The following is a 15,104-nucleotide window of genomic DNA, read 5'->3' as shown; positions in this document are numbered from 1 at the left end:
AGGACTTCGCCACGCAATGGCTATGGACTTACAACAACGACCGCCCGAACATGGGCATCGGCGGTATCACACCCGCCCAGAAACTGAAAATGGCCGCGTGAATTCTACGGATCCACCCCGCTAAGAATGGGGGGATTACCGACTGTCGAGGCGCTCATCTGAACTGTTTAGCCACGGCAACGGACATTGGATGCGTCGACAAGGTGTTCATGTGCCCAAGGGGAGACCTGACGCTCTCGCTCAGCGGTAAAGCGGCATGGCGATGAAACCCAGGCTTGGACAGATCAAGCCGATCAACGTCCAGGTCCACCACGCGCGCAAAGTCTGTTGTCCTGCGGCAAGGTATCTGAGCCGCTACCTGACTTGGTTCTTGGCCCGATCCAGGATGCCCGCAACGATATATTCCGGTGGGCCCCCGACAGGGACATTCGTAACCACCTGATTGGCACCGCCTGCCTGACCGCATGACGATCATTTAAGACACGTGTTTAACGACGTCGTTAACGACGTGTCTTATGCGGGGTCTGCGATGCGTGGTGAAATTCTTGGGTTGGAGCGGCGGCGCTTTTGGCGTGACGAGGACAAGCTTGAGATTGTCATGTCGGTGGGGATCGACGGGGCCACGGTGACACAGGTGGCGCAGCGCCATGAGGTGACCCGGCAGCAGATTTATGCGTGGCGGCATGACCTCAAGAAAAAGGGCCTGTGGTCGCCTGATGCTGGGGCGCTTTTCTTTCCGTTGAACATGCCAGTTGCGGCCGGAATGCCGGTGGCGCAGGCACCGGTCGCTGAAGCGCGGCCACCGGTTGCTGTTGAGTTGCGTCTGCGTGGTGGGCGCAGCTTGCATTTTGAAAGCACAATCGACCCGGCTGCATTGTCGGTGCTGATCCGTGCGGTGGACGCTGCATGATCGGTCCTGGCACTGGCGTTCGCGTGTATCTGGCCTGTGGTGTGACGGATATGCGCAAGGGGATCGCAGGGCTGGCGGCGCTGACCCAGGACGTGTTGCGGCAAAAGCCTGCCAGTGGGGCGGTGTTTGCGTTTCGGGGTCGTCGTGGTGACCGGATCAAGCTTCTGTTCTGGGATGGGCAAGGGTTTTGCCTCTACTACAAGGTGCTTGAGCGGGGCCGTTTTGTGTGGCCGAGCGCGCAAGATGGCGCGGTGCGGCTGACTTCGGCGCAACTGGCGATGTTGTGGGAAGGGATCGACTGGCGGCGTCCGGATTGGGGTACTCCGCCTGCGCGGGTGGGATGATTTTGTTGCCTAATATGCTATATTTATATGGTTCCTTTGTCTGATTTTTGGTAGTCAGGCGCATGTCAAAGCCTGCTGAAATCCTGCCTGACGATCCCGCCGTTCTGAAGGCAATGATCGCGATATTGCAGGCAGAAAACGCCAAGATATCTGCCACGCTGCGGGTTCATGACCAACTGGTGCAGGCCCTGCGTCTACGGATTGCCAAGCTCCAGAAACTGGCTTTCGGCAATTCCTCGGAAAAGATCGAGCGCGAGATCAAGCAGCTGGAACTGGCGCTCGAAGACCTGCTGGTGGCGGTGGCCGAAGACGATGAAGCGATCATCGACGAAGGGCCGGATGAGCCATCACCGGAAGCTGCCGATGCGCCCGCTTTGCGCCGCCGCCCGCGTGTCTCGGATACGACCCCGCGCGAGCGCCGTGAACTGGACCCCGGTGCCTGCTGCCCCGACTGTGGCGGCGATCTGCGCGTGGTGGGTGAGGATGTCAGCGAGCTGCTGGACATGATCGCCGCTCAGATGAAGGTGATCCAGATCGCCCGCATCAAGAAATCCTGCCGACGCTGCGAGCGGATGGTGCAGGAACCGGCCCCCAGCCGCCCGATCCCGGGCAGCATGGCGGGGCCGAACCTGCTGGCCCATGTCCTGGTCTCGAAGTTCGACGATCACCTTCCCCTTTATCGCCAGCACGAGATCTTCGCCCGCATGGGGGCGGACATTCCCGAAAGCACGCTCGTCGGCTGGTGCGGGCGGGCCATGAAGACCCTGCAGCCGCTGATCGCACGGATCGAGGCGGACATCATGGCCAGCGACCTACTGCATGCGGACGACACACCCATCCGGGTGCTGGATCGCAGCATGCGCGACAAGGGGCTTGGCAAGGGTGTCAAGCAAGGCCGGATCTGGGCCTATGTGCGCGACCAGCGACCCTGGGCGGGGGCATCGCCACCGGGTGCTGTCTATCGCTTTGCGCCGGACTGGAAGGAAGAGCACGTTCTTGGCCACCTGGCCGATGCGCGCGGCATCCTCCAAGCGGATGGTTACAAAGGGTATGCCAAGCTTTACGAACCTGAACCTGATGGCATGCGGCGTTTGCGCGAGGCGGCCTGTTGGGCGCATCTACGCCGCGACTTCCACGACTTCTGGTCCTCGACCAAATCCGAGATCGCCCGCGAGGCGTTCGACCGGATCGGCAAGTTCTACGACATCGAGCGCGACATCAACGGCCAGCCCGCTGACGTCCGCTATGCAGCGCGGCAAAAGCTCAGCCTGCCCAAGGTCGAGGCTTTCTTTGCCTGGTCCGAACAGCAGCTTCTGCGCATCCCGGGCAAAAGCGATCTGGCCAAGGCATTCCGCTATGGCATCGCGCGGCAGGCGGCCTTCAGGCTGTTCCTGACCGACGGGCGTGTGGCCATCGACAACAACCCGGCCGAACGCGCCCTGCGCCCGATTGGTATAGGACGGAAAAACTGGCTCTTCGCGGGTGCCGATACCGGCGCGGAAACCCTCGCACGGGCGATGACCGTCATTGAAACCGCAAAACTGAACGGTCTCGACCCGCGGGCCTATCTCGCCGACATCCTCGACCGCATCCACGATCACAAGATCAACAGGCTGGATGAACTACTGCCGTGGAACTGGGTGCCGCAGACGTCCGCAACGGACAGTCAAGCCGCATAAGCTGCGGTATCAATGGGGCGCTTACGGACATTCGTTGATTAACACAGTTTGCAGACACAGCCCTTATTTAACTGTAGTGGTTTCCGTGAGTGTTCCCGGCCACCGCACACAAACCACCATCCGCAGCGCAAGCAAAAGCGCCACAACGGTCCCAGCCGCACTGTAAATCGCAAGCGCCGCCCACCAAGGAGCACCGGCCACAAGACTGGCTACTGCGACCAACAACCCGCATACAGAGGCAACAAGGATAAGGCCGAGTCCTTTGCCGGAAGTTCCTTCCTGCGAAAGGGCAAGGTCTGAAGTTTCAGAAAATTTAATGGGGAGGCCCATGCGCACAGAATCCTTATTTAACTTACAAGGACATTATGGCGGTTTTCTGCGGCAACCTCTTGTGCGCAATTTACCTAGATCTTGCGCATGAGCGCAGCTTTATATCTTTTGATATCGTGCCGCGCTTTCGACGGTCGCCGCTCCGCTATGGTCTGGCCAGCGACGCTGCATGAGGTCTATTGTTCTGGCCATCCCGGACGCAATATCAGGCTTGCAGCGTTCCAGGGCATTTGCATCTTTGGCCAGGATCGCCCGCTCGCCTTGGAGCAATGACTCTGCCAATGTCGCGGCCCCGACCACGGCCGCCGAGCCCGCTGCCCTATGCAATGCTTGGTGCAGTGCCTGCAGATCGCGTGTGTCCTCGGGCCCTTCAAGCATAGAAAGCGCTATCTGGGCGTCGTGGAGGACCTCTGCCATCATCCGCGCCATCTTTCTGTCGCCCATCAATCCCCACACCTCGTCAAAATTTTCTTCCTCTGCATCTTCTGGCAGGTGATCGGAAAAAAACTCTGCCAAGTAGGCGCGCAGCCTCGCAAGGCCTAGTGGCTTGCTGAGAACATCTTGTAGCCCCGCGTCAAGGATACGCGGGCGATCCTCGTCCAGCACTAGCGCCGTGACCCCAACCACCGGGCAGAAGGCCGAAGCTCCGCCGGCGCGGATCGCTCGCGTAGTGGCCAAACCGTCCATCCCTGGCATGTTGATATCCATAAGGATCAAATCAAACGCTTTGCCTTTTGCCAAGTCTAGCGCCCTTGGTCCGTCAAGGGCCGTATTAGGCCGGTGGCCGAGCCGTTGCAGCATCTCTGCCATCAACGCAAGGTTGACCGGATTGTCGTCGACCACAAGGATTTCTCGGGGATTAAATTGTGCGTCGGGAAGCTCGGATACGCGCAGATTTGGGTTAAATGCTTCGGCAGGTGAAGTGACAGGAGCGGCGTCGAGCACCATGCGAAACGAAAAGCGGCTGCCCTGACCGAGGGAGCTGTCCAAGCTGATCTGGCTGCCCATCCGCTCGATCGCAGAACGCGCGATCGCCAGCCCGAGACCCACCCCCCCTGCAGCGTCCCTGTCGGCATTGTCTAGCGTTTCAAATTCATGGAAGATACGGTCGTGATCAGCAGGGTCTATGCCAATGCCGGTGTCGCTGACCTCCACATTTATTGCTAAACGCCCATCGGCTTGCGGCGTGCATCTGAGGCTCACGACGATCTCGCCGTCACTGGTGTTTTTCACCGCGTTTGAGATCAGGTTTCGCATCACCAGCAGAAAGCCCCTCCGCCATCCCAGCACGGGCGGGCAATGCCCAGTTAGCGGAGGAGCAAGCACGAGACAATTCCCACGCCTGGTGGCAAGCGGACGTAGAACCGCCAGCAGTTCTGCCACAACCACGGGTGGGTCGAAGGCCGAAATTGTCACCTCCGTGGCACCGCTGCGGGTTACTTCGAGGACCTCATCGATCTGATCGAGCGCAGAGTAACCACAGGCTTGGGCCGTCGCTAGAAAATGACGGTCCGTGACGCACAAATTTGCATTGTCGATAAGATCCAGCGCTGCCAGTACGCCGTGCAGTGGTGTTCGCATCTCGTGGCTCATAACCGCAAGGAAGCGGCTTTTGGCTGCGGCATCGCGGCGGGCTTGATCCCGTGCCTCTCGCAACCCTGTTTCGGCCTGCACCTCGGGCGTGATGTCGCGTAGGAAGCCGATGAAGAGCAATCTGCCGTCGCTGTCTCGTTCCGAAACTATCGAAACCTCAATCGGGAATTCATGCCCCCGACTGTGCAGAGCAGACAGCCGGTGGCGGCCCGTGTCTACGATCTGCCCGGGCTCACATAGTGGGCCAGTCATGGTTTGGCTTGCGCTGCTTTCCGCTGTTTGCGGAAAAAGAAGGCCAAAGATCGAGGAACCTTGCTCATCAAGCGAATTCCACCCAAACAGCAGCAATGCAGCCGTATTGAGATAAACGATCTTTCCTGTCGCATCCGACACTATTACCCCGTCAAGAGAGGCATCGAAGGTCCTGCGCAGGCTAGCGGCGATGTGATCCGCTCGTCGGGCCGCGCGAGCTGCTTCGCGCGAAATGCGCATCGCAAGCAGCACCGCCACTGTCATCAGTATGAACAAAACCCCCATCAGCATGCCCAGTCGGATCAGAAGATCACGATATTCGCGCCTCTGGGCCTCGGCAAGTGAGGTGAACTTCAGAATCGCGTCACTGGTGATCTCGCGGATGCTGATTGCATCCCGCAACGTGATCTGGATCAGCTGGCTGATTTCCGGTGCCCTGAGCAGGGGCATCCGGTCTATTAAAGCCGCCATCTCATCACGCGAGGCTTCTATTTGGGTGATATAGTCCGCCCTCATGAACTCATCAGTCGCAAGTTGCAGGGCAGCAGTCACTGTCAGGATACGGCTATAGTAGATGTCGAAGGCTTGCCGTACTTCACGGTCGGCCGCGATGCCAGCCTCCGCTCCACTTGCTGATGCTTGTTGCGCCAATAGCAGCGCGATCCGCAATTCCTTGTGTTCAACCTCGAGCTGCGCGACCAGCCACGTGCGGTTGTCCAAATCGGCATCGCGGTTCGTGCTGATGCGATCCAGCAGCAGCACTCCGTGCACCACGACCAGCACCAAAGCCGCAAAAATGAGTCCGAGAAGAGGTATGGATGCCGTGGGCCACAAAACCTTTAGCGGAATAGTGCCATTGGAAGCATCGGGTGGAGCTGCGTCCGCGGCGGCACTTGCACGCTCAGGGGGCATCATCTGCCCGGATATCCGTCAGTTGCCAGATACTTGCGGCAAAAGTACGCTCCGTACGGAAGCGAGAGTCTGCATCATAAGGAAACACGAGCCAAAGTGGACCACGGTCGCGCAAGCCGAAGGTCTGCCCGTTGATCCGGGTGGCTACGATTGGGGCCATCGTCTCTATCATCTGCGGTGGCAACTGGATTGAATAGTCGTTGGCAGCCTTCAGCCGCAACGGCTGACCGAGTAGCCCGGAAAGCTCCAGCACCTCCACAAGCGCCGGTCCTGAAAACTCTGTCTCGGTGGTGGTCCAGATAGTCGACGTAGTGAATTTTTGCTGCGGAAGAGCGTCAAGGTCGGCGAGGCGCATCACTTGCAGTCTGCCGACACCGTGCACAGTCAGCAGGATAGGGTCTACGGCTTGGGCGCGCGCTGTTTGAGGGCGTCCTCCAGCGGCAATCAAGGCTCCCGCAGACAGAAACAGGAGGGTGCGACGTTCGATTCGAGCCAATGTGCTGATCCATTTCCGTTTCTATCACAAAATTATTAACTGAACTTTCGGCGCTGTTCAAACTATCTAAAGATAGCTATGCTTAACTTTCGATAAAAAAAGAAAACGCGGAAGATGGGTCGTCTGGCTCTGGATAGCCGTGATTTTGCGGGATAATTCGATCCCGGCCTCACGCGTCAGCTTTGAAAATGCTGGACGAGGCCGCTCCTTGCCGCGCAAGAACACTCAAGGACAAACAATGAAAGAGCATCTGTCCATTTTGATCGGGGACGATCATGAACTTATTCGCGACGCGGTGGCTCATTTACTGCGCTCCGAGCCGGAATTTTCGGTGCATGTCGCAAAAGATGCGTCTTCGGTGTTGTCCGAGATAAGGAGGGCAGGGAAGTTTGACATCGTGTTGCTTGATGTGCTCATGCCCGGAATGAAGGGGCTTGACACCGTGAAAGATATGGTATCGGCCAACAGCGGCGGTGCCGTGGTCATCTTCTCCGGGCAAGTGGATAGTGATTTCGTCTGGGCGGCGGTCGAACTCGGCGCGATGGGCTATATCCCGAAGACAATGCCCTTGCGCGCTTTGTCGAGTACGCTGCGCGTGATAGCAACCGGACAGATCTTTGTGCCAATCATGGAACGGCCAGAGACTAAGCTTGAACTGCCCGGTTTCAATCTGACCGATCGAGAAAAGTCTATTTTGCGCAAACTTCCCAAAGGCATGACTAACAAGGAGATTGCCAGGATCGAGAATATTCCAGAAGTTGCAGTCAAGATGCACATGCGCGCGATCTGCGCCAAGCTGAACGCGAAAAACCGCACCCACGCCGCGATTCTCGCACAAGAAATGTCTATCGTGTGACGACACGAACGTTGTCGACACCACTCTCGCTGTGAGCTTCTCCCTGAGCTTTGGACAAATTTCGTAAGCGAACGGGTGCCCCCCCGGCGGCATCGATGCGCCATGGGGGCGGGTGTTGAAAGCCCCGCTACGGAGGGGGGGCGTCCATGGGGGCCTGTCCTGGCTTCTTGTGTCGAGCGAGGAATGCTGGCACCGGGTGTTGTAGGTTCAGGTGTCGACAGACTCCGGCGCGTGCCTCCGACACGCGGCATGGCTCGCAGGCAGACCTCTTCACATTTGATGGTCCGTCACAGACGCTCGGCGAAAACGTTGCGGCACTAAGGCACCATCGCCATCAATACTGATCCAAGTCTCGCGGGCTGCCAGCACAGTGATTAACTCGGTTGAGGTGAACTGTCTGCCCTGAGCGCCCTTCTAAGAGTAACCATCCGGCGTAGGCCGCGGACGGTTGGTCGTGCTCAGGGAGTGGCCTTGGGTGCTTTAGGCTTGCCGGGCCGGGGCGCCCATTTCTTCGCGAGCCGGTCAAGGCGTTCGATGATCCTGTGGATCCGGGCATCTTCGGGATCGAAGGGTCTGCCTGACCAGCGAACCATGTCATCGTGCTGTTCGTGTTCCGGATCAGCGAGGGCTTCAAGGAATTCCTCGTAACCGGGGGCACCACCGACGTCCTCGGGTGGGCATGCTCCGCTGGCTTTCAGAAGCCTCGGATAGTTTGTGCCCGGGGTTGCCTCGCTGACTCTCTCGATCCGGATGCTGTGGTCCCAGTCATCACCGAAGTCGTAGACATACTGGATCGTCCTGGCGCCGGTATCCTCGATGACCTTTTGCAGCGTTGTCTTCTTCGCGGGCATGGGGCCGTCGTAGAAGCCGTCCGGGTCGGGCACGCCCCAGCCGGCACCACCGGCGCGGAACTCGTAGAGATGGGTGTCGGTCCAGCCCATCGCGGCCTGGACCACCTCGTGCAGCCGGTCGAGCCTGATCTTCAGCGGCACCTCGATCTGGCGCATCGGCTGCGGATCAACATCATTCAGGATGATCCTGAGGCGGGCGATGAGGGTCATGCGGCGATCCTTTGCGCGGTTCGGGGCCAATTCCACGGCAGCAGTTCCGGCAGGCGCGACATGGGCATGTCCGGCAGTCGTGCCAGAACATCGGCCAGCCAAGCCTGAGGATCGACGTCGTTCATTTTGGCGGTGACGATCAGGGAATACATGAAGGCGGCGCGTTCGCCTCCACGGGGTGATCCGGCGAAGAGCCAGGCCTTGCGACCGAGGGCGATACCGCGCAGAGCGCGTTCGGCTGCATTGTTATCGGGCATGTTGTCTGCGGCGCCTCTCGACCGTCTGACATTCCTCGCCTTGTCATGGTAAGGTTGATCTGTCGGGACAGGGGCGTTGGAGTGCGAAGAAACGGGCAGGCCGTTTTGACTATGAGCTGCGAGCTCGCGTTGTTATCTGGCCGCCCCTGCGACTATCCCGTCTGCGCTGTGAGCGCGTATCCGTAGATGTCGCACAGCCCGTGCACTCCCTATCGACAACAGGGAGGATTTTGTATGCGGTCGATTGGAATGGATGTGCATCGAAGTTTCGCCCAGGTGGCGATCCTCGATGGAGGAAAATTCACGGAAGAATGTCGGATCGAACTTGAACACGATGCGGTTCTGGCCTTCGGGCAGAGGTTGCGAAAGGACGATGAGGTCGTGCTGGAAGCGACCGGCAACACAGCGGCCATCGTCAGGTTGCTGACGCCTTTCGTCGCGCGTGTGGTGATCGCCAACCCGCTCCAAGTGAAGGCCATCGCCCACGCGCGGGTGAAGACCGACAAGGTGGATGCCAGGATTTTAGCGCAGCTTCATGCGTCCGGGTTCCTGCCGGAGGTCTGGGCGGCAGACGACGCGACGCAGAATCTCCGGCGCCTTGTATCGGAACGCGCAGCGCTGGTGCGCTCCATCCGGCGAGTGAAGAGCCGGGTGCAGGCCGTTCTGCATGCCAACCTCGTCGCTGGATACGCCGGGCACCTGTTCGGGAAAGGCGGCCGCCGCTGGCTTGCGACGGCCCCTTTGCCAAAAGCGGAACGTGACCTTCTGGCTCGTCATCTCGATGAGCTTGACTGGCTTGATGCCAAGCTGGAGAAACTGGATAGCGCCTTGGCGCGAACGTCGCTGGATGATGCCCGCATGCGAAAGCTGATGAGCATCGCCGGCATCAGTTCCGTAGTCGCGACGTCGGTCATAGCCGCAATCGGCGACATCTCCCGGTTCCCCTCGCCCGACAGGCTGGCAAGCTACTTCGGCCTGACGCCACGGGTGCGTCAGTCAGGCGATCACCGCGCAGTCCACGGCCGCATCTCCAAGCAGGGGAACACGGTCGCAAGGACCATGCTGATCGAAGCTGCTTGGTCGGCAGCATCAGTGCCCGGACCGCTGCGCGCCTTCTTTCTGCGGATCAAGAACCGCAAGGGGGTCAATGTCGCGGCTGTGGCCACGGCGCGCAAGATCGCAGGTCTGATCTGGCAGTTGCTGACGAAGGAGGCTCCATATCGATGGGCTCGCCCTGCTTTTGTAGCAATGAAGATGCGCAGGCTGGAACTGAGGGCCGGTGCTCCCAAGGCACACGGGCCAGCCGGGCCCGGCCGCGACTATTGGATCAAGGAACTCCGTCATCGAGAGATGGATCTCGTCGCGCAGGCCGAAGCGGCCTACGCAGCCATGGTCGAAGCATGGAAAGACAGGCCACCAAAACTGCAAAAGAGCTGAGAAAGGGGCTGTTCAACAACATCCGTGGTCAGGCAGATGCGACCGTCGTCGAGGAAGCGGGCGAAGGCGGCCCAGCGACCCTCTTCGTCGAGCATATAGTTGATGGCCTTGGCGACGGGGTTGTGCTTCGACATCCGGGCGCGCTCAGCCCGCATCCAGTCATGCAGGTCCTCAACCATCGGGCGCACCAGCCTCTGGCGTGCGTCACGTCGTGCCACGGCGCTCAGCCCTGTGATCCCGCGCTCGGCATCGAAGATGGCATCGATGCGTTTGACCGCGTCCAGTGCGATGGGCGAGATCTCTTCGGCGACCGATCTGCCCTTCCGGGCGGTGGCCTTGAGGTCGGCCAGTTCGAAGAACTTCCGCCGGGCATGGCTCCAGCACAGGGCACTCAGAACCGGTGCGGGTTTGCGGGCCGCATCGTAAACGCCGTTATAGCCGCCATAGGCATCGGCTTGCAGGATGCCGCTCCAGCCCGTCAGATGCCGGGTCGGATGTTCCATCCTGCGGTCTGTCGAGAAGCAATAGAGCGCCGCAGGAGGTGGCCCACCCCCGAAGGGTCGGTCATCGCGCAGATAGGTCCAGAGCCGGGCGGTCCTGGTGCCGCCCTTGGCCAGAAGCGGCACGGTGGTGTCGTCCGCGTGCAATCGTTCGGCACCGAGGACATGGGCGCGGATCAGATCGTGGACCGGCTGCAGCGCCACGGCGCAGGCCCCGACCTGATCGGCTAGGGTGGAAAGGCTGATCTCAACCCCTTCCTTCGCGTAGCGCTCGGCCTGCCGGTTCAGGGGCTGGTGCTGGCCGAACTTCTCAAAGAGCACCATGGCCAGCAGGTTGGGGCCGGCCCAGCTCCGAGGTATGGGGTGGAACGGCGCTGGCGGCTGGCTGATCTTCTCGCAGTCGCGGCAGGTGAACTTCTCGCGGACGGTCTGCACAACCTTCCACTGCCGGGGAATGACCTCCAGCGTCTCGGTGACGTCTTCGCCCATCTTCACGATGCGCGCCGACCCACAGCAGGTGCAGGAGGTCGGGGCCTCGATCACCACGCGCTCAAGGGGCAGATGTTCAGGGAAAGGCTTGCGGGCGGGACGGCGGCGTTCGAAAGTGGTGACCGTGGTCTTCGTGGGGAGCGCGTCAGCCTTGGCACAATCTTCCCCAAGGTCTGCCTCGAGATCCTCGAGCTGCATCTCGAGTTGCTCGATCAGCCGGGCATGGCGTTCGGCGCTGTGGCCATACTGTTCACGCCGGAGTTTGGCGATCTGCAGTCGCAGGTGACGGATCATATCCTCAGCCGCTGAGACCACGGCCTGGACTTGGGTCAGTTCACCCTTTGCCGCGACCAATGCCCCTTCGGCCGCCGCAGCGCGGGCCTCTGCCGCGGCAAGGGCAGCACGCAGAATATCGATCTCCGAGGGGGTCTCCGACATGCCGAAGACCTACCACAAATCCCAAGAATAGTCCAATAAAACAAAGAGATTATTGCCCTTCAACCTGCTGAAGCAGGCCGTTGCGTCCAGCGTGGATTGCGCCAGTCGATCCCCTCAAGAAGGTAGCCGAGCTGCGCCGCTGAGACTGGCACGGCGGCCCCGCTCTGGCTCACCGGCCAGATGAACTTCCCAGCCTCCAGCCGCTTCAAATACAGCGACATGCCAACCCCGTCGTGCCACAAAAGCTTAACCAGGTCGCCCTTGCGCCCCCGAAAGCAGAAGATCTCGCCCCCGTGTGGATCACGGCCGATCCCCTGCTGGACGCGTCGCGCCAGACTGTTCATCCCGCACCGCATGTCCGTCACTCCGCCCGCAATCCACACCTTCGCCCCAGATGGAAAGGCAATCATCGGCCGACAACCAGGCCGTTGAGCAACCGTGCGGCTGTCTCCATGTCAAAGCCTGCGGGGATCGTGATGCGATAGCGATCGCCCAGATCAATGGTCATCGCAGGGGGTTGCGGCTCTGGCAGGGGCGGCACGACGTCAGGCCTGGGGCCACCGTCCATCGGAACCAGCCGTATGAAAGCCGCCGGGGCACCAAGCAACCCAAGTTTGTGCCGATAACGCCAATCGTAAAGCATCGACCGCGAAATCTCATGCCGCCGCGCCACCTCGGCCAGCGTCACGCCATCGCGACGGCTTTCCTCGACGATCCGAATCTTCTCAGCATCCGTCCACCGACGACGGCGACCTGTATCGGAAACCGACAAAATCTGAATGCGAGGGGTGTCTTCGTGTGCGTCCATAAGGACACTCGATAGCCGGAGCCGAGAAATCCGCTCAAGACGGCCCTCGCCGCAGGCTTACTTCTAAGATTCATGCCGCGATAGATAAGGTAAACGTCCTCGATCTGACGATACGCCGTGAGATCTGGTCGCCAAGCTGCGAGCGTGTGGATCACCGGGAGGTCGACGGGCAACGGTGTGCTGCCATTCGAAGCGCGACCGCGTGCGGACATAAATCTTCCGTATGTATAGATGATCTAAATACCGAAAAAACGCAATGGAAGGCGAAAACGTTATCTTTTGAACTCCCGGTTCGTCTCATGCACAGTTTTTTTCACAGGATGGAAGGGCGATGATGACGAAAAGTCTAGGAGCAATATGTGTGTTTGATTTAGAGTCGTGGCGGAGACCCACTCGCGCGAACAATCGTCGCGGTTTGGATTTTAAAGCAAGACTTGCCAGTATGTTGAATATAATTGGGAGTCCGGGATCACAGGACTGCAAGCGTTTGCGCTACAGGTCGACTGCAGTTGATCGGAACCCTTTTCCCGCAAGCCCCCTTATGTATTGTGATAATTTTTTCAATGAGCTGGTATTGTTTGTTGATCCCAAAAATTCACAGAGCGAAGCACGGGAGTGGATAAGCGCGGCATCGGTCCAGACCATGCGACTGACCGACCTACCTGATGCCAGCCGCGTTGCAGCGAATACCCAAAGTGTGGGTCTGATCATCGTCGACTTGGACGGTTGCGGTGGCATCGCGGTGGCCGCCAGCGATCTGATTACCTTCAGGCTCGAACATCATGAAATTCCTCTGATTCTAATATCCTCAGAATCAGCTTGCGACGAATTTGGATCTGAGCGGCTGGCGATCGCTGACGTCACCCTGCGTTTTCCGCTGTCAATTTCCCGTTTCGATCTGGCTTTGGCCAAAGTAGAAATGAATAACTTAGAGTGGCAGCATCGCGTGAAGTGTCAGCTTACGACGTCGCTATTGAAAGATGTTTTGGAAGCAGGCCAACGGCGAAAGATATATTAAGTAGTTTTCCGGCGGCTTCACGGACACGAAGATAAGATCGTGACAAAGGAACTGGCGAGTGGATTTAACGCGATCGAAATTTGCGCGCGCGTTCAAGCCTGAGGCTTTTAGCCTGCTGAAGAACTGAGGCGCAGAGGTGGCGCGTCGCCTCGAGCAGGCGGAGAGCGTTTAGCACGCTGGATGCGGAAACTGGTCCACAACTCCAGCCGCAAGATTTGACGAAATCGGGAAAGAGCGAAGGGATCTGGCCCAGATTGCCGCTTTGACGAATGAGATAGCGCGCCTACGCGCAGAGTGGGACGTCCTCAAGAAGCCTGCGCGCGAGGCGATACGTATTTCGCCTTCATCACCAACCGAGACGAAGCACGAGCCGACGCGTTCGACTATGTAGAGCGTTTCCACAAACCGCGTAGACGACACTCGAAACCGGGATTAACTCGCACTTGGTTCACACGACAATATTGCTTGGAACCCTACTTTTGATCTTTCGATCAAGTTCCCTATCTTTCGCTAAATTGGGTTGAGACAGGTAGAGCTTTAACGTAGACCATTCCTCGACGGATGCAAAATGTCAATACATTGGCAATTTGATGGAGGACAATCACCTTGCATTTTCAAGATCAGTCAAAACTTGTTTCCAAAGGCATCACAAGAACTCAACCGAATGTTCTGGTGGCTGACGATCATCTTATGGTGCGAGATGCAATCGTTTCTGCGATTTCAAGGGAAGGTGAATTTCAAGTATTTGTTGCATCTACATTTGAGAATGTTATTGAGCAAATTAATGAGAACGGTCCCTTTTTGATTACGTTGCTCGATATCAACATGCCTGGAATGGATGGAATAAAATCTGTCGCGAGCATCGTGGCAACCACGGCTGCCGGCGCAGTTGTCATGATTTCTGGAAATGCCAGTCAAGATATCGTTCGTCAGGGCATGGCGGTAGGCGCGAGTGGGTTCATCAGTAAATCCATGAAACTTGGAGCGTTGGTCCCGGCTCTCCGGTTGGTGGCAACGGGTGAAAAATTTATTGCTACATCCGCAATGGGTTATGTGGATGGAAACTGGCATGCACAATCAGATTCTTTATCTGATAAAATGGGGCTAAGCAAGTCAGAGCATGAGATCTTGCAACTTGTTGCGGGCGGCCTTCAGAACAAGGAAGTTGCCTGGAAAAGTGGGCATTCGGAAGTTAAAGTGAAGATGCACATGCGCAACATCTGCAAGAAGCTTGGCGCGAGTAACAGGACCGGTGCCGCGTTGAAAGCGAGGGAGCTCGGCTTGATTTGACTTCCCTGTTTGGGACATGGTCAAAGCCAACCTTCGTTCACTTACTGCAAGGGACATACGCGCTGTAGTCAGGATTCAGAACCCGCAGATGGCGGGTGCGACCAATGCGCAGGCGGAGAGAAAGAGGATTGGCGGCGGTAGTAGCCAGTGGCGATCCACCGCGACTCTTTGAAAGAGGCAAACATGTTTTGGATCCGATGGCGCAAGCGGTATAGCTCTGCGCGGTATGAGATCGCATATGTCCGCTTTCCGCGAGATGGGATGCACGCGAAATCTTCATCTGAATCATCGCGTGGGCGTTGATGATGTAACCGCCCCCCGACGGCATCGATGTGTTAAGGTGATGGGTCTTGGAGGATCCATAACGGAGGACGGACATGTTGGAAATTGCTGTGGTCGGGCTTGATCTGGCGAAGAACGTGTTTCAGGCGCAT

The 15,104-nt window shown here is 58.5% G+C and carries 13 protein-coding genes and 2 pseudogenes; 7 read left to right on the top strand and 8 right to left on the bottom strand.

The annotated features are described in order from the left end of the window. Nucleotides 1-529: 529 nt before the first annotated feature. From Q7J44_RS18985 to Q7J44_RS18975, 3 genes are all read left to right on the top strand, one after another. The gene (locus Q7J44_RS18985; protein ID WP_304882637.1) at nucleotides 530-910 is read left to right on the top strand and encodes a transposase; all 381 of its coding nucleotides are present in this window, start codon (nucleotides 530-532) and stop codon (nucleotides 908-910) included. Beyond that, nucleotides 907-1,254, top strand: coding sequence for an IS66 family insertion sequence element accessory protein TnpB (tnpB, locus tag Q7J44_RS18980; protein WP_304882635.1), 348 nt, complete (start codon nucleotides 907-909; stop codon nucleotides 1,252-1,254). The genes Q7J44_RS18985 and tnpB (Q7J44_RS18980) overlap by 4 nt, the downstream gene beginning before the upstream one ends. A gap of 62 nt (nucleotides 1,255-1,316) precedes the next feature. Continuing rightward, nucleotides 1,317-2,933 (top strand): IS66 family transposase, encoded by a 1,617-nt coding sequence (locus Q7J44_RS18975; RefSeq protein ID WP_304882633.1) that lies wholly within the window; start codon nucleotides 1,317-1,319, stop codon nucleotides 2,931-2,933. Nucleotides 2,934-2,996: 63 nt separating this feature from the next. Here the strand turns inward: Q7J44_RS18975 and Q7J44_RS18970 are convergent, their stop codons facing one another. The 3 genes from Q7J44_RS18970 to Q7J44_RS18960 all read right to left on the bottom strand — a co-directional run bounded on the left by Q7J44_RS18970 (nucleotide 2,997) and on the right by Q7J44_RS18960 (nucleotide 6,516). Continuing rightward, nucleotides 2,997-3,263, bottom strand: coding sequence for a hypothetical protein (locus Q7J44_RS18970; RefSeq protein ID WP_304882632.1), 267 nt, complete (start codon nucleotides 3,261-3,263; stop codon nucleotides 2,997-2,999). Nucleotides 3,264-3,362: 99 nt separating this feature from the next. Next, nucleotides 3,363-6,023, bottom strand: a complete 2,661-nt coding sequence (locus tag Q7J44_RS18965; protein WP_304882631.1) for an ATP-binding protein — start codon at nucleotides 6,021-6,023, stop codon at nucleotides 3,363-3,365. Further along, on the bottom strand, nucleotides 6,010-6,516 hold the full coding sequence (locus Q7J44_RS18960; protein WP_304882630.1) for an oxidoreductase: 507 nt from the start codon (nucleotides 6,514-6,516) through the stop codon (nucleotides 6,010-6,012). Before Q7J44_RS18960 ends, Q7J44_RS18965 begins: the two co-directional genes overlap by 14 nt. Nucleotides 6,517-6,754: 238 nt before the next feature. Here Q7J44_RS18960 and Q7J44_RS18955 point away from each other — a divergent pair, with 238 nt between their 5' ends. Beyond that, complete coding sequence (locus Q7J44_RS18955; protein WP_304882628.1) at nucleotides 6,755-7,372, top strand: response regulator transcription factor; 618 nt, start codon at nucleotides 6,755-6,757, stop codon at nucleotides 7,370-7,372. Nucleotides 7,373-7,830: 458 nt separating this feature from the next. Here the strand turns inward: Q7J44_RS18955 and Q7J44_RS18950 are convergent, their stop codons facing one another. Together Q7J44_RS18950 and Q7J44_RS18945 are read right to left on the bottom strand one after the other, a co-directional pair. After that, entirely contained in the window at nucleotides 7,831-8,433 is a 603-nt protein-coding gene (locus tag Q7J44_RS18950) for a plasmid pRiA4b ORF-3 family protein (RefSeq protein WP_304882627.1), read from the bottom strand. Continuing rightward, nucleotides 8,430-8,681 (bottom strand): annotated as a pseudogene (locus Q7J44_RS18945) (transposase domain-containing protein); the annotation flags it as partial. The gene Q7J44_RS18950 and the pseudogene Q7J44_RS18945, both read right to left, overlap by 4 nt. Before the next feature lie 258 nt (nucleotides 8,682-8,939). On the opposite strand from Q7J44_RS18945, the gene Q7J44_RS18940 reads away from it, so the two are divergent. Further along, nucleotides 8,940-10,127, top strand: coding sequence for an IS110 family transposase (locus Q7J44_RS18940; RefSeq protein ID WP_304882639.1), 1,188 nt, complete (start codon nucleotides 8,940-8,942; stop codon nucleotides 10,125-10,127). Nucleotides 10,128-10,129: 2 nt separating this feature from the next. Here Q7J44_RS18940 and Q7J44_RS18935 read toward each other — a convergent pair. The 3 genes and pseudogenes from Q7J44_RS18935 to Q7J44_RS18925 all read right to left on the bottom strand — a co-directional run. Further along, nucleotides 10,130-11,554 (bottom strand): annotated as a pseudogene (locus Q7J44_RS18935) (IS66 family transposase); the annotation flags it as partial. 59 nt (nucleotides 11,555-11,613) lie between these two features. Next, a complete protein-coding gene (gene tnpB / locus Q7J44_RS18930) occupies nucleotides 11,614-11,964 on the bottom strand; it encodes an IS66 family insertion sequence element accessory protein TnpB (protein ID WP_304882625.1) in 351 nt (116 codons plus the stop codon). Continuing rightward, on the bottom strand, nucleotides 11,961-12,362 hold the full coding sequence (locus tag Q7J44_RS18925) for a transposase (RefSeq protein WP_304882624.1): 402 nt from the start codon (nucleotides 12,360-12,362) through the stop codon (nucleotides 11,961-11,963). Before Q7J44_RS18925 ends, tnpB (Q7J44_RS18930) begins: the two co-directional genes overlap by 4 nt. Before the next feature lie 574 nt (nucleotides 12,363-12,936). On the opposite strand from Q7J44_RS18925, the gene Q7J44_RS18920 reads away from it, so the two are divergent. Further along, nucleotides 12,937-13,380, top strand: a complete 444-nt coding sequence (locus Q7J44_RS18920; RefSeq protein ID WP_304882622.1) for a hypothetical protein — start codon at nucleotides 12,937-12,939, stop codon at nucleotides 13,378-13,380. 606 nt (nucleotides 13,381-13,986) lie between these two features. Continuing rightward, entirely contained in the window at nucleotides 13,987-14,670 is a 684-nt protein-coding gene (locus Q7J44_RS18915) for a response regulator transcription factor (RefSeq protein ID WP_304882621.1), read from the top strand. Nucleotides 14,671-15,104: the final 434 nt, after the last annotated feature.

Origin of the sequence: Pseudotabrizicola sp., from assembly GCF_030656345.1 — a bacterium.
GTDB lineage: Bacteria > Pseudomonadota > Alphaproteobacteria > Rhodobacterales > Rhodobacteraceae > Pseudotabrizicola.
Note: the sequence above shows the minus strand (reverse complement) of the source record. Positions and strands in the feature narration are given on the sequence as shown.